Genomic DNA, 19,152 nt, shown 5'->3' on the forward strand with positions numbered 1-19,152 from the left:
AAGGAGACGGCATGCGCTACATACTGGCATTCGACCAGGGCACCACCAGTTCACGCGCCATCGTGTTCGACCACGCCGGCGCCATCCGCGGACTGGGGCAACAAGAGTTCACCCAACACTATCCGCACCCCGGCTGGGTCGAACACGACGCCACCGAAATCTGGACCAGCCAGCTGGCCGTCGCCCGCCGCGCCATGCGCAACGCCGGCGTGGCTGCCGCCGACATCGCCGCGATCGGCATCACCAACCAGCGTGAAACCACCGTGCTGTGGGACCGCGCCACGGGCGACCCCGTCGGCCGCGCCATCGTCTGGCAAGACCGCCGCACCGCCGCCGCCTGCGACGCCCTGCGCGAAGCCGGCCACGGCGACTTCATCCAGGCCCGCACCGGGCTGGTCGTCGACGCCTACTTCTCCGCCACCAAACTGGCCTGGCTGCTGGACAATATTCCCGGCGCTCGCGACCGCGCCGAACGCGGCGAACTCGCCTTCGGCACCGTCGACAGCTGGCTGGTCTGGAATCTGACCGGCGGCGCGGTGCACAGCACCGACTACGGCAACGCAGCCCGCACCATGCTGTTCGATCTGCATACCCGGGTCTGGTGCGATGCGTTGCTCGAGATGTTGAGGATTCCGCGATCGCTGCTGCCATCGATTGCGCCAAGTAGCGGCGTGGTGGGCCAGACCCTGCCGGAGCTGCTGGGCGGCGCCGTGCCCATCGCCGGTGTCGCCGGCGACCAGCACGCGGCCACGTTCGGCCAGGCGTGCCTGACGCCCGGCATGGCCAAGAACACCTATGGCACCGGCTGCTTCATGCTGATGAACGTGGGCAAGGCACCGGTTGTGTCTCACAACAATCTGTTGTCCACGGTAGGGTGGGGGTTAAAGAAGGCGGCTTCTACTGGCGCGCCGACCCCAGCCATAGCCGCGCCTAGCGCTGTGCGTGCTGACGCGTCTGATCCGGCGGTCAATGCAGGCGCGCCGGCTTCCCCAGTCGACATCGACTTCATGCTCGAAGGCAGCATCTTCATGGCCGGCGCCACCGTGCAGTGGCTGCGCGACGGCCTCGGCATCATCGACAGCTCTCCCGAAGTCGAAGCCCTGGCCACCAGCGTCCCGGACACCGGCGACGTGTTCCTCGTCCCCGCCTTCACCGGCCTCGGCGCCCCCTACTGGGACCCCTACGCCCGCGGCGCCATTGTCGGCATGACCCGCGGCACCACCAAAGCCCACATCGCCCGCGCCGCCGTCGAAGCCATTGCCTTCCAGACCGCCGAACTGCTCGACGCCATGCAGAAAGACAGCGGCATCGACCTGCAGGAACTGCGCGTCGACGGCGGCGCGTCGCACAACAATCTGCTGATGCAATTCCAGGCGGATCTGCTGGGCGTGGACGTCGTGCGTCCCCGCGTCACGGAAACGACAGCCTTGGGCGCCGCCTACCTCGCCGGCCTGGCCGTCGGCTTCTGGTCCAGCAAGGAAGAAGTGCAGGCCAACTGGCGCGCGGAGCGAAGGTTCAAGCCTGCCATGTCGGAAGAGGACAGGGCAAGGAAGATGGCGCGGTGGCGGCAGGCGGTCGCGCATGCGCGCGGGTGGGCTAGATGCTGAAATAATCATTGCGCCGTAAACCTAGATAAGAGTCTCGCGCTGCTCACTTTTAAGTGTATCTCCAGCTTTTCAATCAAGCCGAAGTCAGCGCTGCGTTAGTCGATCTAATGATTCCGTAAGCTCATTCTGGAAATCTCTGATTTTTTTAGATCGTGAATCGGATAATTTATCTATGTTTTCGTCTAGGGCTGCCATGCAATCGGTAAGTATGGGGTTGTTCTTTATTAGTATCTCTCGCGCGGCGATTTTTCTTAAAAGTGCATCGCAGAGGTGTTTGCCTTGTTGCGAAATGCCTAGAAAAATAACTACTGCTACTCCGTTCGATTCTATGCGAACAAAACGCACATGTTCATCGTACGTATGAAATCTTGGGTGGTACCAATCGACTATGGATGTTGCGCGTGGATATTTTTTACTCAGCAGATCAATGGTCCCCCAGACGGTGTCTTTCTTTATACTATTGCAGTCTGTGCAGGCAACAGCAAGATTCCAAAAGTGCAACGAGAACTGTTTGAATGCAGAACGAGGAAGTATATGATCGATAGGCCTAGCATAAGCAGAATTTACCAACCAGCGTTGGCAGTAACAGCACCTGGACGCCTGGTGCTTAATCAACTGGTCTCGCAAAGCCGCTTTTAGTTCGCGGCTTGTAAAGCCATCCGCAGCGGATAGTTCTTCAATTAGCTTCCAACCGTCCACACGCGTACGACTAGCTTGCCGATACAAATCTCTGAGCCTCAACCTGACGTTCTCACGGTGCTTCTTTACTCGATGGGGACGAAGTAGGTAAGCGACTAGTTCGCTTCGAAGGCGAGTTCTAAGTTGACTGTTAAGCACCAGGGTCGTCCGTGGTAAGTCCGTCGATAGCGGCCATTGCTGTGCTGACCAAGCTGATGTCTCTGGCAGCATCGACGCTTTGATTTTGTTCTAGTTTGAGCTTCAATTCCTTTAGCTGGCTTATACACTCCTGTTCGAAAGCCATTCCAGCCCCGTCATTGCTCGTCTCGGCGATGAGTTTTGAGACGATCTCCGCGCAACGCTCTTGGATGTGATGGGTGTTAGGAGTGTGCGTTTCGAACCCCTCAAATAAACTTGACTCTACGGATCGCCTCTGTTCGGGGAGCAACAGGGTGAGAAGTTTGTTTCGCATAAGAAAACAAAAATCTTCGTCGTTATTGGCGGAGGCGATTAGAACGGGCGAATGGGTAGCTATAACGAACTTGCAATCGAGCGCGACCGATAATGCATGAAAAACTTCCGGCAGTCTTCGTTGCCACGCGACGTGTAAGCTAATCTCCGGCTCATCGATGAGTACGACGGTTCCGGCACTGGCGAGCGCAACAGCTTTAATAATCATTGTCAAAATCTGCTGCTCCCCTGAACTTAATGCGTCGAAGATGATTATTTCCTGCGAGTCAGCACGCATAAAGGCCAGCTTATACGCTTCCTTGTCTAAGCTATCAATAATAGCTCTGTCGTTCAAGTTAGCGGAATGCTCAGAGGAAATTGGGTAAATGTCTGCCAAAACATCATCCAATCCTTCGACAGTTGAATCCATATTCAATGGTACCAAGAATTGTCGAAGTCGAAATCCAAGAACAGAAAGTGAGTGCTCGAAACAACCCGTTTTGACCGAATCGCGATAGATGCTTTTTACCTTCTCTGCAAGATCGCTCATCCACCGTTTATAGTTCGGAAGCCCTCTAAGACTTGTAGTGCCGGCGTAAGTAAAAAACGACCTCGTTGGTTCGATTGCCGATAAACGATTGAATCGGTCGTAAAAGCTAAAGGCGATTCCCGTAGAGCGCAACTCATTTTGTGCAAGCGCTGTTGCCGCGTCGCGCAGCGCCAAACTTTTGCCAGATCCATTGTTGCCGATTATGTAGACGCAGCGGCAACTGCCTTGTTCGTTTAGCAGATTAATGACAGGTTCAATTTCGACTTGCGACTCCCACGCCGGTTTCGCATGCCGCACATATGGTCCGGCACTTAAGTGGTACTCGCTGTGAGCAAGTTCATCCTGCTCTACAAATCTAAGCAAGCCCGGAACATCGTGTTCATTGCGCTCGATTCCCTTTTCTACAAAGGCAATTGCTCGCGCTGAAGCTCCGGATGCTACTAATTCGCTTCTTCGAATACCGCTTCCAGTTATCCAACATTTTAATAGCGTACCAATCAACGCGGCGCAGGAAGTCATTTCGTCTAAACGACTGTTTCTACAGAGGGCACGAGCATCGAGTGCTAGTATCTTGTCGCCAACCCATGGAAATTGAGGCCCGAAATACCAAAGGGTTATGGTCGTCCGCCGGTTGCCTGTAAACGAATGTAAATCAATGATGGCCCTGAGCTCATGTTCCTCGGCAAGCTCACGTCGGAGATTCTTGGTATTGGCAGGCGACAGCCTGTCCTTTCCTCCAATAACGACGATCGTCGGGCGGTGGTTATGTCCAAGATGCGTAGTTAGGAGCTCAAGCGGCTTTGCGTATGTTATGTTGTTGTTTACTACAACCCTAGATAACTTGAGCAGCCTGTTGCTGAGGTCGAGAACTGTCAAGGCGTCCGAACTGAACGAGCCCGACAAATTTGTATCGATGCCATGAGTTAGCAATCTTAGGTTTCGAAAAAGACTCGGCCAAGGCGGTAGTGCAAGTCCAGACTGTAAATCTGACAGAATAAAGGAAGCACTCTGCGCTTCGGTGTGACTTGCGTCAATTAAATAGTCTCCAGTCGTAGGCTCCCATTCGACGTATTTATCGAAAGCACCAGCGGCCCTGCCAGCACAAGCTGCAACTATGGAGTCGTGCTTCACGTTAGTAAAAAGATGCCTAGCAATTAATCTATAGAAAATGGTGTCTAAGGCACTGGGCACAACATCAGGTTCCAAAGATGAAATTTGACTTTCAATAAGATATGCTGCTTGTTCGATAGTGATTGCAAGCATCTTCTTATCGGACCAAGGATGGTGAACCCGTGTCTGGCAAATGCGTTCTAATAGACTCATTAACTTTTCGAATGCATCTATCACATTGACCATCACTTGCGCTCCAAGTAGTTGGTCGACCGCTTGGTTAAATTCGATGGTCTGCGTTGAGGAGAGTGCGGTTGGCAGTCGAGTTCCATGCCTAAGAAAGGAAGCGGCCGCCAATAAATAAAAAACTTCCTCCAAATCAGTTGCAGAATATCCCGAACTCGTTGCTGATGCTCTGATTGCGCGGGAGATGCGATCGCCCTGCAAGAGACCTTCAGATATCATTATTTTTCTCTCGTGATCAACCCGAATCGTATTGTAGCGAGTAAGGCTTTGTTGGTAACGACTGAATGAAGTGGCGGCCTTGATGGAAAGTTGACCGTCACGGTCGCGAACAGCTGCGGGCGCGGTCAGTGGGAAACTGGCGCTAATGGGCTCGGCGAGATGGCAGGGACCTTCTTTACCGTAACGGTGAATCGCTATCGCGTCCTGCCGATCTATCTGGCAGCTCGCATCCAGATCCTCGTTGATGCTTATGCAGATAGTTGAATAGCTATCTGAGTCGTGCGGCGAAGTGACGCACGAAGCCAAGAGGTGCAACACACCGCAGGTCCGTACGACTCTTGCTTTATCCTACGAACCGTTTGCTCGCCCCTCAACTCGTGCAGCTTTCTTCGTGCCACTTACTCCCGACAGTCCTTCATCAATCAAATCCGCCGACCTCCACCGCCACCGCACGTTCGAAGACGCCGTGGCATTGGTCGTCGGCACCCTGCTCATCTCACTTGGCGTCACGTTCTACGTCAGCGCAGGGCTGCTCACCGGCGGCATCTCGGGGTTGGCCTTCCTGGTCACCTATCTGACCGGCTTCACCTTCGGCCAGGCCTTCTTTGTCCTGAACCTGCCGTTCTACTGGCTGGCGCTAAGGTGCATGGGATGGCGCTTTACGATCAAGACCTTCATTGCCGTGGCGCTGCTGTCGGTGCTGACGGACCTGCGGCCGCACTTCCTGACCCTGGAAGCGGTGCACCCCGCTTACGCCAGCATCATGGCGGGTACCCTGCTCGGCACAGGCTTCCTGATCCTGTTCCGCCACAAAGCCAGTCTGGGCGGCGTGGGCATCCTGGCCTTGTATCTGCAGGATCGTTATGGCTGGTCGGTGGGCAAGACGCAGATGTCCATCGATTGCGTGATCGTGCTGCTGGCCCTGCTCACGCTCGACCCCATCAAGGTCGGCTGGTCAGTGCTGAGCGCCGTCGTGCTCAACCTGATCTTGACCTTCAACCACAAGCCGGGACGATACGTCGGTTCGTGATCGCTTGCACGGCTGCGTCCGGCTACCAGAAATAAAAATGCCCGCGGCGTCGACATGACTTCCGCGGGCATTCCTTTTCGATCCGGCGATCACGCGTGCCGCTTCACGTCACGAAAAACGTGTCACGATCAGCGCGTTATGGTCAACCCTCGCAAGGACTGTTCAGCGTCCCGCGCGACAGGTTCTGCACTTCCACCTGCTCAACGGGCGGTTGACCGGATGACACGATACGGCCATCCACCCACATCAGCACCGAGGTGCCGGGCGCCACGCGCAGCTTGCTGTACGCATCGGCCAAGGCCTGGCCCTGGCCGGTGGACGCCACCGGATAGGTCTTGCCCGTTCCGCACAGGGCGATGGTGGTCTTGCCCTCGGTGGACGTCACACGCCCCGCATCGCGAACGGCTCGGTGATCAGGTCGGAATCGAACTGCTGCGTCAGCGAATAATTCAGCGCCGACCGCGCGGGCTCGCCGTCCTGATCCACCAGGCGCAACGCGCTGTTCTGGGTGACTTCGTACGTTGCCGTATCGTTGCGATCGCCGATCACGCGGATCTGGCGCAGATTGTCGAGCGATCGTTCCCACCGTCCGGTGCTGATGAAGGTCTGGTCCTTGCCGTCACGCGTGCCGAAGTACGTACGGCGCATGCGCCACGTCCAGTCGGGCAGCAGCGTCAAGGTCACGCGCTGACCCGTGCAGTCGGCGCAGGGAATCACGCCGCGATAGGTCTGCGCCTCACGAATCGGATTCGACTGGCTCAAACGCTGTGCGGTGGCCAGCACGTCGCCCGGTGGAGGCGGCACGGCAGCCTGGGCTTCCGCGGTCTGGGGAATCTTGCTGTCAGGCAGAGTAATGGCGCAACCGGCCAGGGTGGCCGCCACGGCGAGGGCGCCAAGCGCCAGCGGCAGGCGTGACAGGAAAGACGAAGAAGGGGTGGGGTAAGGCATCAGGTGCTCCGGCGCATGCATAGACGAAGTCTACCTTGTGTTGTCCCCGACCATCCCGGCAACATGGTCACCAATGGCCATGCACGACGTCAATCCGGGCGACTCGATCCCGAACAGATGAATGATCCCCGGCACGCCATGGTCGGCTGGACCGGTAATCATGAAATCCACCGCCGGCTCGCCAGGCGCCTGGATCTTCGGCCGGATGCCGGAGTACGCCGGCTGCAACGCGCCGTCCTTCAGCGCCGGCCAATACGTACGGATCGCCGCATAGAAACTGTCGGCACGCTGCGGATCGACCTCGTAGTCCAGCGTCTCCACCCATTCCACGTCCGGGCCAAACCGCGCCTGATGTCCCATATCGATTGTCAGGTGCACGCCCAACCCGGCGGCTTCCGGCACCGGATAGATCAGTCGCGAGAATGGCGCCCGGCCAGAGATGGAAAAGTAATTGCCCTTGGCATAGTGCGATGGCGGGATGTGCGCTGGCGGAAACCCGTCAATCTTGTGCGCCAGATCCTGCGCGTGCAGGCTTGCGCTGTTCACGACCAGCTTGGCCAGCAGGGTCATCGGCTCATCGCCACCCGTCTCGAGCAGAATGCCGTCGTCCGTCACCTTGCCACCGATCACCGGACTGCCAAACACGACCATGGCCCCGGCGTTTTCGGCGTCGCCCTGCAGCGACAGCATCAACGCGTGGGTGTCGACAATGCCCGAGCTGGGGCTGTGCAGCGCCGCCGCGCAGGTCAGCTCAGGCTCCATCGCCATGGCTTCTTCGCCGGTCAGCATGCGCAGGTCGGTCATGCCATTGGTCGTGCCGGTGCGCTGCAACTGCTCCAGCTTAGGGATCTGGTCGGTATGGGCCGCCACGACCAGCTTGCCGCACCGTTCATGGCCAATGCCGCGTTCGGCGCAATAGGCGTAGAGCATGCGGTTGCCTTCGACGCAGAATTTGGCCTTGAGCGACCCAGGCGGGTAATACAGGCCGCCGTGGATCACTTCGCTGTTGCGTGCGCTGACACCGGTGCCAATGCCGCGTTCCGCTTCCAGGACCAGCACGTCCCGGCCCACAAGCGCCAAGGCCCGAGCAACTGCCAAGCCGACAACGCCGGCACCGATTACTACTACGTCTACGTGTTCTGACACTGTCTTGTTCCTTCTGCGCAATTCCGCAGGCTTGCGATGGCAGAAGTATTACATCTCGGGGCGGAATGTGGCTTCTACGGATGGAGCAACGTTGACGTCCTACCCCATCATGGGCGGTGGTAGTGGGAGGATACCGGGACCAAAACAGCTCCATGGAACGCTGCAATGCCTGGGTATCCGAATCAACCAGACCCCGTTCTGGAGAACGATCATGCCATCGCTGAAAGTCAAAAATTTACCGGATCCGCTGTACTGCGCACTGCGGACTCGCGCTTTGGCGCACGGAAGAAGCATCGACGCCGAAGTCCGGGCCATATTGGAGCGCACGATCGCCACCGACATCACCGTGCCGAAGTTGCAGCACACGGACGAAACCGGGCCGCTCCCGTTCCCGTGGACATCGATGTCCGAAATGTCCCGTGCGATGGGGCTAACCAACGAGGACTTCGAGGCACTCGACGCTGTGTTGGCGCAACTTCGCGCAGAGCAGGCGGCCCTTTATGTATCGTCCTCGACACCAACGTCGCCTCCGAGGTGATGAAGCCGTACCCTGATGCTCGCGTGATCGCATGGATGTGGAGGCCCACGCGTTGCCGCTTGGCTCGCTTGCCGATGTGGGCCCCGTTGCTATAATCGCCGCTCACCCAGAGGCAACGTCCTCCCCACTCCCCGTGGGTTATCAAGTCCGGGACGGCCCGGCCCTTTCAGGAGGGTCGTCATGCCCTGGATTTATCTGGTGATTGCAGGTCTGCTCGAGGTCGTCTGGGCCTTTTCCATGAAGCAGTCCGACGGTTTCACCCGCCTTTACCCCACCCTCATCACCCTTGCCACCATGACCGCCAGCTTCGTCTTGCTGTCGTTCGCCATGCGTTCGTTGCCGCTCGGCACGGCGTACATGATCTGGACCGGGATTGGGGCCGTCGGGGCGTTCGTGGTGGGCATCATGGTGCTGGGCGAGCATGTCAGCGCCATGCGGTTGGCGGCGGCGGGGTTGATCGTCGCGGGGATCGTGTTGATGAAGCTGGCGACGCCTTGAGCCGGGGTGCCGGGGTAGGACGTCTCTGTCCTGATGCCCTCCCAGCCACGCTCCCCGGCGGCGCCTTGCGCGGTTACTCTCTCGATGTGCCGGTTGCCGGCGTCTTGTCGATGAGTCCATGGAATTCCTGCAACTGCTGTCCGCGTCCCCCGGCGTCGCCTTGGTCCTGGCGGCTGTGTTTGGCTTGATCATCGGCAGCTTTCTCAACGTTGTGATCGCCCGCTTGCCGGTGATGATGCAGCGGGAATGGGAGGCGCAGTGTTGGGAGCTGATCGCTGCCAGCGGCGAAGGGCAGGTACTCCCTGCAACGCGCGATCCCAGCGCTCACCCGGGCGACGACCAGGGTCAAGAAGCGATCACTGACCGGGTCACGCCTCGGCCGGCCCGCTTCAACCTGTCCCACCCCCGTCGCATTGCCCGGCCTGCAAGCACCCGATCGCCTGGTACCGGAACATTCCGGTGGTCAGCTGGCTGCTGCTGCGGGGCAAGTGCCACGACTGCGGTACGGCGATTTCATGGCGCTACCCGGCGGTGGAAGTGCTGACCGCCGCGTTGTTTGCGGCTTGCGTGGCGCTGCTTGGCGTGACCGGGGCGGCATTGGCGGGCATGGCGTTTTGCGCGGCGTGCGTGGCGCTGGCCTTCATCGATGCGGACACGTCCTTCCTTCCCGACGACATCACGCTGCCCTTGCTGTGGGGCGGGCTGTTGGCGAATCTGTTCGGCCTCTTCGTGCCTATCTCGGACGCGGTCATCGGCGCCATGGCGGGCTACTTGGCCTTGTGGGCGGTCTATTGGGCGTTCAAGCTGCTTACCGGTAAGGAGGGCATGGGCTACGGCGATTTCAAGTTGCTGGCGGCGATTGGCGCTTGGATGGGATGGCAGGCGTTGCCAGTAGTGATCCTGGCGTCGTCGATTGCCGGGGTCATCATCGGTGGCGGGTTGATCCTGTCGGGCAGGGCGGAACGAGGGCAGGCGCTGCCGTTCGGGCCGTATCTGGCGGTGGCCGGGGTGGCGGTGTTGCTGTCGGACGGGGCATGGCGGGGGCTGATGGGCGGGTGACCTGACCGATTCGGTAGCGTCGAGGCAACCAAGCAACCTAGCAACCTAGCGACCAATCAGCCACGCTTGACTTGGCACCTCGTCGGCAAGTCCCGCAAGGCAGCCATTCCCAAGCCCCGTTTGACGCCACGCGCCGCTTGCCCCTACAAAGTGGGCTAGACCTTCAAGTCCAAAGCCCGCGCGCATGACCTCTCCCGCTCCCCTCCAGCAACCCCTCAAAATCGGCCTGACCGGCGGCATCGGGTCCGGAAAAACGCGGGTGGCCGATCTGCTGGCGGAAAACGGTGCCGCCGTCATCGACACGGACCTGATCGCCCACCAGCTGACTGCTCCCGGCGGCGCCGCAATCGAACCGTTGCGGCAAGCGTTTGGCGACGGCATGATCGACGCCAACGGCGCGCTCGACCGGGCCAAAATGCGAGAGTTAGTATTTACTAACCCGCAGGCCAAGACACAACTCGAAACGCTATTGCATCCGATGATCGGTCACAGTGTGAACGCTGAAGCCGACCGCGTGCGGGGCCTGTATCAGGTGTTTGTCGTGCCGCTGTTGGTGGAAAACGGCCGTTGGCGGCAACGGGTGGACCGGATCTGTGTCGTGGATTGCGACGAGGCCACCCAGGTGCGGCGCGTCCAGGCGCGCAGTGGTCTTGACCCTGCGCTGATCGATCGCATCATGGCGGCGCAGGCGACGCGCACGGCGCGGTTGGCAGTGGCTGACGACGTGATCTTGAATGATGGCGCGACGGACCCCGATCAGCTCGTGCAGCGCACACTGGCCCAGCATCAGCACTGGCTGGCGATGGCGCACGCACCGTGTTGAACGGCGCCGGCACCCTCGGTCTTGCAGATCTATCCCGTTGCAGGGCTGGATGCATCGCACGGCGGAGTGCCAAGAGCACCGCTCGGCGCAGGGCCTAGGCACCGCGCCAGCGCACGTCCGGCGGCCACGGCATCATCCTCGCTCCCTGATAAAGGACGAGGTTATTCATTTCATTGCGATCCGGGGCGGTCTAGTGGTTCTATACGAATACCCCTTCAACGAACGTGTCCGCACGCTGCTGCGTCTGGAAAAACTGTTCGATTCCATGTTCTTCTTCGTGCGTCAGCCCGACGCGCGCGGTCATCACGTCGCCGTGACGACCCTGTTCGAGATCCTTGACGTCTCGGCCCGTGCCGATCTGAAGTCGGATTTGTTGCAAGATCTTGAACGCTACCGGCAGTCCCTGCATGGCCTGCGCGAGCATCCCGGCGTGGATCACGAGGCCCTCGGGGCGCTATTGTCCAGCATCGAAGACGCGGCGGCCGCGCTCAACCAGCAGGGCAAGACAGGCGACCCGATACGTCAGAATGACTGGCTCACCAGCATTCGCAGCCGTCTGGCGATTCCGGGCGGCGTGTGCGAGTTCGACCTGCCCGCCTATCATGCGTGGCGGCACAAGCCCGCCCAGCAGCGGGTCAATGACCTGGCGCAATGGGTCGAGCCCTTCCTGCCGCTGCGGGAAGGGCTGACGATCGTGTTAAAAATGCTGCGGGAATCCAGCCAGCCTCAGCCCCTGTTGGCCGAAGAAGGCGCCTACCGGCAGATGCTGGGTGGCAAGGCTTTCCAATTGCTGCGCGTGTACGTGGAAGAGGGGGACGGGATCTTTCCCGAGATCAGCGCCAACAAGTACATGGTGTCGATCCGCTTCTCGATCCAGGGCGGCGACATGAAGCCGCAGCACGTCCAGCAAGACGTTCCTTTCCAACTGGCCCTGTGCAACAGCATCTAGGGACCGCACAAGACAGCCGCACACGACAACCCATCATGGTCAAAAAAGTGAAATGCCCCACCTGCTCCAAGATGGCGGAGTGGAGCACCGACAATCCCTACCGCCCCTTTTGTTCCGAACGCTGCAAGCAGATCGACCTGGGCGCCTGGGCCGATGAAAAGTTCGCGATCCCGGGCGCGCCGCTCGAGACGGATGGGCTGACCGGCGACAGTGGCGAAAAGCTCAGTCCGCCGCCCAAATCGCTGCTCAATTGAATTGTCCTGAAGCTGGCCGTCCTGCTGGAACCCGACAGGCCGGCTGCGCTGGATCGGCGCCTTGATAGTCCCGACAAACCCGGGTCAGCGTTTCGGCCGGATCAGCGTGTCGATCACATGCAGTTCCTCGGCCACGACGGCACGCAACATGTCCGTGAACGCCGCGGCAAAGCGCGACGGCGCGGGCATGTCGCGGTACACCGCTGCAAAGGGCATCGAGATCTTCGGGCTGAAGGGCCGGATCGCGATCTGCTCCGCGCCCGGTCCCATCACCGCAATCGGGTCGATCACCGCCACCCCCACGCCCTGGCTCACGTAGCTCACCACGGATGACGAATGCACGGTTTCCAGCCGGATGTTCGGCCGCACGCCTGCCTTCAGCATGGCGGCGTTGATCTGCATGCGCTGCATGCTGTTCGACCCCAGGGCAATGAAATCCTCGTCATGCAGGTCGCCCACGGCCACGGATCGCTTGCGCTCCAGCCGGTGTCCCAAGGGCATCACACAGACGGCCTGGGTCGGCGGAAACGGCGCGTGCACCAAGCCGCGCGGGTCGGCGGGCGGCACGGCATAGGCCACATCCAGCTGGCCATGCAGCAACATCTGGTTGAGGTTGACCGAGCTGTCGGGATGCACCGAAATCACCAGGTCGGGATATTGGCTCAGCATGGCCGAAACCGCCTTCGGGATGCAAACCATCGACAGGTTGGGCATGGTCCCGATATGCAGGTAACCCGCCTTCGACAACCGCAATGACCGGGCGGCATCGCGAATCCGTTCGGCGCCCGAAAAGTGCCGCTCGACTTCGCGGTACAGCTCGCGCGCTTCTTCGCTTGGAACGATATGGGTGCCCTGGCGCTGGAACAGCGACAGCTTCAGTTCCGCTTCCAGGTCGCGGATGAGCCGCGACACGGCGGGCTGCGAGATCGACAGCGAATGACCGGCGCCCGTGATGCTGCCAGTCAGCATCACGGCGCGAAAGGCTTCGAGCTGGCGAAAATTAAGGGGTCTGACCACCGGCGGGTTCCGCGAGGAAGGATCGGCCCGCACCTTACCGTTATCCGCGCCGGTGGGCAAGGTGCGCCTGCGGTGCGATCAGCGCGCCGGCGCCGTCAGCGCAAAGTCGGCATCGGTGATGGGATCCAGGCAGGTTTCCAGCAGGGTGCCATAGCCGGACACCGGCATCTTCAGGCCCAGGCGACGCAGGCACGCCCAGAAACACGCCTGGTTGCTGGTGACAACCGGTTTGCCCAGTTCCTGCTCGATCTCGGCGATCACCTCGAGCGACGCCAGGTTGGTGCACGATAGGAAAATGACATCGGCGTCGGGGCGGTCAATGGCGCGGGCAAGCCGGTAGATGGCTTCAGGCGGCACGCGGCCGATGGCGCGGCGTTCTTCCTGGGTCTCGCCCAGCAGCAAGCCTTGCATGGCCGTGACGTCAAAGCCGTATTCCTTCAGGAAGGCGACTTCACGTTGGTTGACGAAGTCAACATATGGGGTGCCTAGCGCGACGCGTCTGGCGCCCAGGGCGCGCAGGGCGGCAACCACCGCGCCGGCGGCTGCGATGGCCGGTGTTCCAGTGCGCTTGGCCATGCCGTCCACGATCTCTTCCATGGGGCACACGAACGATCCGGACGTGCAGCCATAGGCGACGATGTCGACTTCGGCGGTCGCCAGCTGCTCGGCGGCGCCATCGACCGCGGCGGCCATCCGGTAGTACGACTCTTCACTTGCGGCGCCCAGCAGCATGGCGCGCGCGGTAAAAATGGCGACGCCATCGGGCGCCATCTGCCAGAACTCGGGTTCGTTCACGATATTGGTCGATGGAACGATCAGGCCGATCTTTGCCTTCCAGCCATAGTGGCTGTACAGGGCGACTGCCTTCATGTCTTGTCTCCTGGTGCGGTCTGTCGGGGTGGTCAATCGAGCTTGATGCCCATGGTGCGGATCAGGTCGCCGTACTTCTTTTCTTCGGATACCAGCAGGGTCTGCAATTCGGCGGGCGAGCTTCCCACGATCTGCGCGCCTGCATCTTCCAGACGCTTGCGTACGGGCGGAAGGTTGAGAACGGCAACGATCTCGCGATTGAGCAGGTTCACCACGTCCGGTGGCGTGTTGGCGGGCGCGATGACCGCGCCCCACGACTCGGCGCGGAAGCCCGGAAAGCCGGCTTCGGCCACGGTTGGCAGGTCGGGGTAGAGCGGCAGCCGGTCTGCGCCCGCGGCCAGCAGCTTCATCTTGCCGGCGGCAATGTGCGGCTGCACGGCGCCTAAAGTGTCGAACACGATCTGCGTGCGTCCGGCCATGAGGTCGACGTGCGCGGCGGCGCTGCCTTTGTACGGCACGTGCGCCATCCGCAGGCCGGCCAGGTCCGCGAACGATTGTCCGAATATATGGACATTACTTCCATTGCCGGCCGACGCAAACGCCAGCTGGTTGGGCCGCGCCTTCACATAGCTGATGAGTTCGGGCACGTTCTTGACGGGCAGATCGGGCGTCGCCACCAGCACCATGGCGGTCCGCGTCGCCAGGGTGACGGGCGTGAAGTCCTTGATCGGATCGAAGGGCAGGTCAGGCATCAAGGATTTGCCGAACACGTGCGAACTGACCACCAGTGCCAGCGTGTGCCCGTCGGGCGGGGCCTTGGCAACCAGCGCGGTGCCGATCGAACCATTGGCGCCGGGCCGGTTTTCGACCATGACGGTCGTGTTCAGGCGCGTGCTCAGATGATCGGACAGCAAGCGCGCGGTAATGTCGGCCAGGCCGCCCGCGGCGTAGGGCACCACGATGCGCACCGGCTTGCCTGCCAGCGACGGCGCATCGGCCGCGGCTGCATGGGCGCCGGCCAGCGGCAGGGCAGAAAACGCGGCGCCGCACACGGCGGCCGCAACAAGGCGTTGGAAGAAAGACGTCATGGTGGACTCGATGAAGTTAGCGGTCGATATCGCCGTGGGACAGCCCGCGGTCGGGGGGCGCGATGTTCACGCGGACCATGTCCCGAAGCAGCTGGACGATGGCCATCGAGCTTTCGCCTTCGGTGCCATCGACAATGAAGCGGGAGGTGCAATACCGCATCTCCCAACCGCCCGCATCAAGGCAGGCGGTCACGATCTTGCGTTCGAGTTCAGGCGTCTGCACCAGGTCCTGCTGCTTGCACAGAAAGGCAAGCATGGCGCAGATGCCATAGGCGCCCCAGTTGGAAATCGACGCCGGCAGAAAGATGTCGGTTGCAACGATCGTCGGCACGCCCTTGCCGCCGTCGTATTGGCAGCGGCGTCCATACGGATGGAAGTCCTGCATGAAACCGTGAATGCGGCCAAAGCCGATCTCGTTGCCGTTGTCACCGATGCCGATCGACAGCACATCCCGCTTGCGGGCTTCGTCGAACAGAGGCGACAGGTCCACGCAGCCTTCCGGACGCACGCCGGTCGAGTAATGCAGGATGCCGTCCACGTTCGGACCCAGGCGTTCGATCGCAATAATCGCCGCGGGGCGGCAGATCTTGAAGACGTCGGCCGCCCATTCCTCCACGGCATGCTGTTCGGTCGGCGACGTCATCAGCGCGGCGCCCATGCGGCGCGACTTGGCGAGCGGATAGTCCCGCACCATGATGCCGGCCGCCTGGCTGCTGGCCACAACTGGAGGCGCGTGGCACGGCTCTGTCACGAACACCGGAACGGCTCGCAGTCCCCAGAACATGGCTCGGGCCAGCGCGGCGGCGCCCGGCGGCCCGTCGCTTTCGCCATTGGGCGCTTCGGGTGCATAACCCGCGCCCGTCACGATCAGCACGGTATCGCCAGGCTTGACGCGGTCCGCCAGCGCTTGAGCGGCGCGCGCGGTAATCGGCCGGCCACCCCCTCACGGCGGGCTTCGTCGTAAATCTGGCGGATGATGCCGTGGTTCATTGCGCGGTTGCGCATCTCGACGGTGATCAATCGATCGACGGTATCGCCAATGATGTCGGGCATGTGTTCTCCGGAAAGCTGCATTGGAGCAACCATTCTGGTGGACCGCGGGCCGGCTGAAAAATCAAATTATTGGCTGTCTGGATAACAGAATGTTATGGATTGCCAGTCGCCGATGGCGTGTGCAGGTCGCGTCGGCAAGATCACCGGCCGTAGAATGAGGCCCCTTGTCCGCCTCTGCGCCCACGTTGCCCGCACCCATGACTGCCTCGTTTTCCACCCTCCGCGCTTTCATGGAAGTGGCTCGGCTGCAGAGCTTCACGCGTGCTGCCGAAACGCTGTGCGTCACGCAAAGCGCGGTCAGCAAACAGGTCCAGGTGCTCGAGCATCAATTGGGTTTTCGCCTGTTCCAGCGGTCGCGCCGCGCGCTGTTGCTGACGCCCGCGGGCAGTGCCTACCTGTCGCATGCGGCCGATGCGCTGGCGATGCTGGACGAAGGCAAGGCCATTGCGCAAGAGGTCGCGGGCGAAAAGGCGGCCGGGTCGTCCGTCGAGTTGTCCGCCTCGCCCGCGTTTGCTGCGCATTGGCTGGTGGCCCGGCTGCCGCGTTTCCTGGCCAATGCCCCGACCACCAAGTTGAGCTTGCGGCCGCGGCTGCCGGATTTTTCGCCGGTGACCGAACGATTCGATATGGAAATCCGGGTGGGAGGAGGGCGGTGGCCCGACGCGCGCGCCACCTACCTGCTGGGACGCGAGATGGCCCTGGTCGCCAGCCCAGGCCTGCTCGCCGGGCGCCGTATCGAATCGCCGCGCGACCTAGATGGCCTGCCCTTGCTGCAACGTGCGCAGCGCGGATACGACTGGCGGGAATGGAGCGCGGTGGCAGCGCCGGACTGGGAGCATGATGGGCCAGAACTTCTGTTCGAAGGATTTTCGGTGCTGATTCCTGCGGTCATTGCGGGCTGCGGGCTGGCCATCTGTCCATTGTTCATGGTGCTCGATCAATTGCAGAGCGGACAACTGGTGCGTCCGCTCAACGATTGCGTGCGCGCACGGTATGCCTACTATGGTGTGGTGCCAGCGGGGGCCGGACGAAACTCGGCGCGTGATCGTCTGCTTGACTGGATGTTGTCCGAAGCACAACTGACGCAAATGCGCTTGCAGTCCTATCTGGACCGCTAAGCCACCGTGGTGTTGAGACCGACCGTCCCTTGCATTCCAAACTGGAATATGAGTCGTCGGCTTTTCGTTTGACCCTGTCCGGACAGCAAACTTAAGGTAGCGGCTTCCCTGACTCCCTTGTGTGGCACCGACCATGGTCTGCTCGATCCTCCGGAAACTGTCCGCCAGCCTGCTTGCCTGCGCGGTCCTGACGCCCGCCCTGATGGCGCCTGCCTCGGCGTCCGCCGAGACCTATCCGTCGCGTCCTATCGAGCTGGTGGTGCCCTACGCACCCGGCGGCGCGTCCGACATCATCGTCCGCGCCATGGCGCCCTTCCTGCAGAAGGAAATGGGCCAGTCCATCGTCGTCATCAACCGCGCGGGCGCCAATACCGCCATCGCCGCCACGCAACTGGCTCGCAGCCCGGCTGACGGCTACACCCTGATGCTGGGTGATGTGGCTCTGCTGTTGAATGCCGCCGTCCGCACCGCGTCGCCCGGCTACGACACCGAAAAAGACTTCACTCCGGTCAGCCAGATCGGGTCCGCCCCGCTGGTGCTGTTCGTGCCTTTTGCGGGCAGCCGGACCGTGGACGAGTTCCTGGCGCGCGGCAAGGAACGCGGCGTCAACATCGCCAACGCCGGTCCCGGATCGCTGGGCCATCTGGCCGCGGAACTGCTGCAATTGAAGACGGCCACGTCCATCGTCAGCGTGCCGTATCGCGGATCAGGCCTGGCCATCAACGAGACCATGGCCGGTCAGGTCGACGCCACCTTCACCAGCACCGCGTCGGGCATGCCGCTCGTCAAGAGCGAGCGCCTTCGTGCCCTGGCCATCGCATCGCCGACACCCAGCAAGGAATTCCCGGAGATCCCGACTTTCGATCAACTCGGCATCAAAGGCGTGTACGCGTTGAACTGGTGGGGCATCGTCGGGCCGGCCGGGCTGGACAAAGCCGTTGTCGATCGCATCAATCTGGCGCTGAAAAACGTCGTGGCCTTGCCCGAAATGCGGGAACGTTTCGCAGCGCTGGGCATCACGCCGTCCCTGAAGCCGACCACGGAGTTCGCGGCGGTCATGAAGGGCGATCTGGCGCAGTGGCGCACCGTGGTGCAGCAGGCCAAGATCAAGGTCGACTGAGACCCATGAACGGCACGCGGCAGGTCCGCGTACCGAAGCGCCACGCGTCGCCTGCACCGACGCGTCAACGCGCTGTACTACCGACATGCACGATGTCGCCATGTGCAGATATCCAAACATAGACAGACCAGGAGAAGACACCATGACCCGCACCCTTGACCTGAAAGCCGCCGACGGCTTCGAACTGAAAGCCTACGTGGCCGAACCCGAAGGCACGCCGCGCGCGGCCCTGCTGATCCTGCCCGAGATCTTCGGCGTGAACAGCCACATCCGCAGCGTGGCCGACCGGTATGCCGGGCACGGATACCTTGCCATCGCGCCGAACATGTTCGACCGCGTCCAGCCCGATCTGGACCTGGGCTATGGCGACGAAGACGTCAAGACCGGTCAGGCGCTCATGCGCGAACTGGACTGGGATCAGGCCGTGCTCGATATCGAAGCCGCCGCGCAAGCCGTGGCGCATGCCGGCAAGGTAGGTATCGTCGGCTACTGCTGGGGTGGCACGGCGGCGTGGGTCGCGGCGTCGCGCAGCACCGGCCGCAGCGCAAGCGGCGACAGCCTGATCACCTGCGCCGTGTCTTACTACGGCAATGCCATTACCACGGTCATGGAAGACCGGCCGCGCATTCCGATGATGCTGCATTGGGGCGAGAAGGATCACCTGATCGCTCTGGCCGACATCGAACGCGTGCGCGACATTGCTCCTGCCTCGTCGCAGACCTTCATCTACCCGACCGGGCACGGCTTCAATTGCGATCAGCGTTCGCTGTACCACCCGGAATCGGCGGCACTGGCAGAGCAGCGCACCCTGGACTTCCTGAAAGCCCACATCGGCTGATCG

At 61.3% G+C, this 19,152-nt stretch carries 21 protein-coding genes; 11 read left to right on the top strand and 10 right to left on the bottom strand.

Translation table 11 applies throughout. From position 1 onward, the window contains the following. Window positions 1-11 precede the first annotated feature (11 nt). A complete protein-coding gene (glpK, locus tag ACNANG_RS16660; RefSeq protein ID WP_420223916.1) occupies window positions 12-1,607 on the top strand; it encodes a glycerol kinase GlpK in 1,596 nt (531 codons plus the stop codon). An 829-nt stretch (window positions 1,608-2,436) separates the two neighbouring features. Here glpK and ACNANG_RS16665 read toward each other — a convergent pair. Next, window positions 2,437-5,178: an AAA family ATPase gene (locus tag ACNANG_RS16665; protein WP_420223917.1), complete on the bottom strand. Its 2,742-nt coding sequence runs from the start codon at window positions 5,176-5,178 to the stop codon at window positions 2,437-2,439. A 73-nt stretch (window positions 5,179-5,251) separates the two neighbouring features. Between ACNANG_RS16665 and ACNANG_RS16670 the strand changes: the two genes are divergently transcribed. Next, window positions 5,252-5,890, top strand: a complete 639-nt coding sequence (locus ACNANG_RS16670; RefSeq protein WP_420223918.1) for a YitT family protein — start codon at window positions 5,252-5,254, stop codon at window positions 5,888-5,890. A gap of 142 nt (window positions 5,891-6,032) precedes the next feature. Here the strand turns inward: ACNANG_RS16670 and ACNANG_RS16675 are convergent, their stop codons facing one another. The 3 genes from ACNANG_RS16675 to ACNANG_RS16685 are packed head-to-tail and all read right to left on the bottom strand — an operon-like array spanning window position 6,033 to window position 7,984. Next, window positions 6,033-6,275 carry a hypothetical protein gene (locus ACNANG_RS16675; protein WP_420223919.1) on the bottom strand — a complete coding sequence of 81 codons (243 nt, stop codon included), beginning with the start codon at window positions 6,273-6,275 and terminating at the stop codon, window positions 6,033-6,035. After that, on the bottom strand, window positions 6,272-6,838 hold the full coding sequence (locus ACNANG_RS16680) for a copper resistance protein NlpE N-terminal domain-containing protein (protein ID WP_420223920.1): 567 nt from the start codon (window positions 6,836-6,838) through the stop codon (window positions 6,272-6,274). The genes ACNANG_RS16675 and ACNANG_RS16680 overlap by 4 nt, the downstream gene beginning before the upstream one ends. Window positions 6,839-6,868: 30 nt before the next feature. Beyond that, window positions 6,869-7,984 (bottom strand): NAD(P)/FAD-dependent oxidoreductase, encoded by a 1,116-nt coding sequence (locus ACNANG_RS16685; RefSeq protein ID WP_420223921.1) that lies wholly within the window; start codon window positions 7,982-7,984, stop codon window positions 6,869-6,871. Between the two features lie 211 nt (window positions 7,985-8,195). On the opposite strand from ACNANG_RS16685, the gene ACNANG_RS16690 reads away from it, so the two are divergent. Together ACNANG_RS16690 and sugE are read left to right on the top strand one after the other, a co-directional pair. After that, entirely contained in the window at window positions 8,196-8,522 is a 327-nt protein-coding gene (locus tag ACNANG_RS16690; protein WP_420223922.1) for a FitA-like ribbon-helix-helix domain-containing protein, read from the top strand. A 180-nt stretch (window positions 8,523-8,702) separates the two neighbouring features. After that, window positions 8,703-9,020 carry a quaternary ammonium compound efflux SMR transporter SugE gene (sugE, locus tag ACNANG_RS16695; protein WP_420223923.1) on the top strand — a complete coding sequence of 106 codons (318 nt, stop codon included), beginning with the start codon at window positions 8,703-8,705 and terminating at the stop codon, window positions 9,018-9,020. Between the two features lie 73 nt (window positions 9,021-9,093). On the opposite strand, the gene ACNANG_RS16700 is transcribed toward sugE, so the two are convergent. After that, a complete protein-coding gene (locus ACNANG_RS16700) occupies window positions 9,094-9,369 on the bottom strand; it encodes a hypothetical protein (protein WP_420223924.1) in 276 nt (91 codons plus the stop codon). Between the two features lie 110 nt (window positions 9,370-9,479). Here ACNANG_RS16700 and ACNANG_RS16705 point away from each other — a divergent pair, with 110 nt between their 5' ends. The 4 genes from ACNANG_RS16705 (at window position 9,480) to ACNANG_RS16720 (ending at window position 12,105) form a co-directional block, all read left to right on the top strand. Beyond that, window positions 9,480-10,079 carry a prepilin peptidase gene (locus ACNANG_RS16705; RefSeq protein WP_420223925.1) on the top strand — a complete coding sequence of 200 codons (600 nt, stop codon included), beginning with the start codon at window positions 9,480-9,482 and terminating at the stop codon, window positions 10,077-10,079. A 184-nt stretch (window positions 10,080-10,263) separates the two neighbouring features. Beyond that, window positions 10,264-10,902 carry a dephospho-CoA kinase gene (coaE, locus tag ACNANG_RS16710; RefSeq protein ID WP_420223926.1) on the top strand — a complete coding sequence of 213 codons (639 nt, stop codon included), beginning with the start codon at window positions 10,264-10,266 and terminating at the stop codon, window positions 10,900-10,902. Window positions 10,903-11,095: 193 nt separating this feature from the next. Then, window positions 11,096-11,851, top strand: coding sequence for a cell division protein ZapD (gene zapD / locus ACNANG_RS16715; RefSeq protein WP_420223927.1), 756 nt, complete (start codon window positions 11,096-11,098; stop codon window positions 11,849-11,851). 35 nt (window positions 11,852-11,886) lie between these two features. Then, window positions 11,887-12,105, top strand: a complete 219-nt coding sequence (locus ACNANG_RS16720) for a DNA gyrase inhibitor YacG (protein ID WP_420223928.1) — start codon at window positions 11,887-11,889, stop codon at window positions 12,103-12,105. Window positions 12,106-12,189: 84 nt separating this feature from the next. Here ACNANG_RS16720 and ACNANG_RS16725 read toward each other — a convergent pair whose 3' ends face one another. The 5 genes from ACNANG_RS16725 to ACNANG_RS16745 all read right to left on the bottom strand — a co-directional run bounded on the left by ACNANG_RS16725 (window position 12,190) and on the right by ACNANG_RS16745 (window position 16,073). Continuing rightward, a complete protein-coding gene (locus ACNANG_RS16725) occupies window positions 12,190-13,122 on the bottom strand; it encodes a LysR family transcriptional regulator (protein ID WP_420223929.1) in 933 nt (310 codons plus the stop codon). Between the two features lie 78 nt (window positions 13,123-13,200). Further along, entirely contained in the window at window positions 13,201-13,992 is a 792-nt protein-coding gene (locus tag ACNANG_RS16730) for a maleate cis-trans isomerase family protein (protein WP_420223930.1), read from the bottom strand. 32 nt (window positions 13,993-14,024) lie between these two features. Beyond that, the gene (locus ACNANG_RS16735; RefSeq protein ID WP_420223931.1) at window positions 14,025-15,020 is read right to left on the bottom strand and encodes a tripartite tricarboxylate transporter substrate binding protein; all 996 of its coding nucleotides are present in this window, start codon (window positions 15,018-15,020) and stop codon (window positions 14,025-14,027) included. Window positions 15,021-15,036: 16 nt separating this feature from the next. Next, the gene (locus ACNANG_RS16740; RefSeq protein ID WP_420223932.1) at window positions 15,037-15,894 is read right to left on the bottom strand and encodes a glutamate cyclase domain-containing protein; all 858 of its coding nucleotides are present in this window, start codon (window positions 15,892-15,894) and stop codon (window positions 15,037-15,039) included. After that, the gene (locus ACNANG_RS16745; RefSeq protein WP_420223933.1) at window positions 15,888-16,073 is read right to left on the bottom strand and encodes a hypothetical protein; all 186 of its coding nucleotides are present in this window, start codon (window positions 16,071-16,073) and stop codon (window positions 15,888-15,890) included. The genes ACNANG_RS16740 and ACNANG_RS16745 overlap by 7 nt, the downstream gene beginning before the upstream one ends. 197 nt (window positions 16,074-16,270) lie before the next feature. Here ACNANG_RS16745 and ACNANG_RS16750 point away from each other — a divergent pair, with 197 nt between their 5' ends. The 3 genes from ACNANG_RS16750 to ACNANG_RS16760 all read left to right on the top strand — a co-directional run bounded on the left by ACNANG_RS16750 (window position 16,271) and on the right by ACNANG_RS16760 (window position 19,149). After that, window positions 16,271-17,191, top strand: a complete 921-nt coding sequence (locus ACNANG_RS16750; protein ID WP_420223934.1) for a LysR substrate-binding domain-containing protein — start codon at window positions 16,271-16,273, stop codon at window positions 17,189-17,191. 133 nt (window positions 17,192-17,324) lie between these two features. Further along, entirely contained in the window at window positions 17,325-18,311 is a 987-nt protein-coding gene (locus ACNANG_RS16755) for a Bug family tripartite tricarboxylate transporter substrate binding protein (protein ID WP_420223935.1), read from the top strand. A gap of 142 nt (window positions 18,312-18,453) precedes the next feature. Further along, window positions 18,454-19,149: a dienelactone hydrolase family protein gene (locus ACNANG_RS16760; RefSeq protein WP_420223936.1), complete on the top strand. Its 696-nt coding sequence runs from the start codon at window positions 18,454-18,456 to the stop codon at window positions 19,147-19,149. Window positions 19,150-19,152: the final 3 nt, after the last annotated feature.

Origin of the sequence: Pigmentiphaga litoralis (genome assembly GCF_048632615.1) — a bacterium.
Lineage (GTDB): Bacteria > Pseudomonadota > Gammaproteobacteria > Burkholderiales > Burkholderiaceae_B > Pigmentiphaga > Pigmentiphaga litoralis_B.

Bases quoted from the DNA above. Each gene is read 5' to 3' on its own strand.
- sugE (WP_420223923.1), top strand. From the start codon at position 8,703: ATGCCCTGGATTTATCTGGTGATTGCAGGTCTGCTCGAGGTCGTCTGG.
- ACNANG_RS16680 (WP_420223920.1), bottom strand. From the start codon at position 6,838: ATGCCTTACCCCACCCCTTCTTCGTCTTTCCTGTCACGCCTGCCGCTG.
- ACNANG_RS16755 (WP_420223935.1), top strand. From the start codon at position 17,325: ATGGTCTGCTCGATCCTCCGGAAACTGTCCGCCAGCCTGCTTGCCTGC.
- ACNANG_RS16735 (WP_420223931.1), bottom strand. From the start codon at position 15,020: ATGACGTCTTTCTTCCAACGCCTTGTTGCGGCCGCCGTGTGCGGCGCC.
- glpK (WP_420223916.1), top strand. From the start codon at position 12: ATGCGCTACATACTGGCATTCGACCAGGGCACCACCAGTTCACGCGCC.
- ACNANG_RS16760 (WP_420223936.1), top strand. From the start codon at position 18,454: ATGACCCGCACCCTTGACCTGAAAGCCGCCGACGGCTTCGAACTGAAA.
- ACNANG_RS16745 (WP_420223933.1), bottom strand. From the start codon at position 16,073: ATGCCCGACATCATTGGCGATACCGTCGATCGATTGATCACCGTCGAG.
- ACNANG_RS16720 (WP_420223928.1), top strand. From the start codon at position 11,887: ATGGTCAAAAAAGTGAAATGCCCCACCTGCTCCAAGATGGCGGAGTGG.
- ACNANG_RS16690 (WP_420223922.1), top strand. From the start codon at position 8,196: ATGCCATCGCTGAAAGTCAAAAATTTACCGGATCCGCTGTACTGCGCA.
- coaE (WP_420223926.1), top strand. From the start codon at position 10,264: ATGACCTCTCCCGCTCCCCTCCAGCAACCCCTCAAAATCGGCCTGACC.
- ACNANG_RS16730 (WP_420223930.1), bottom strand. From the start codon at position 13,992: ATGAAGGCAGTCGCCCTGTACAGCCACTATGGCTGGAAGGCAAAGATC.
- ACNANG_RS16750 (WP_420223934.1), top strand. From the start codon at position 16,271: ATGACTGCCTCGTTTTCCACCCTCCGCGCTTTCATGGAAGTGGCTCGG.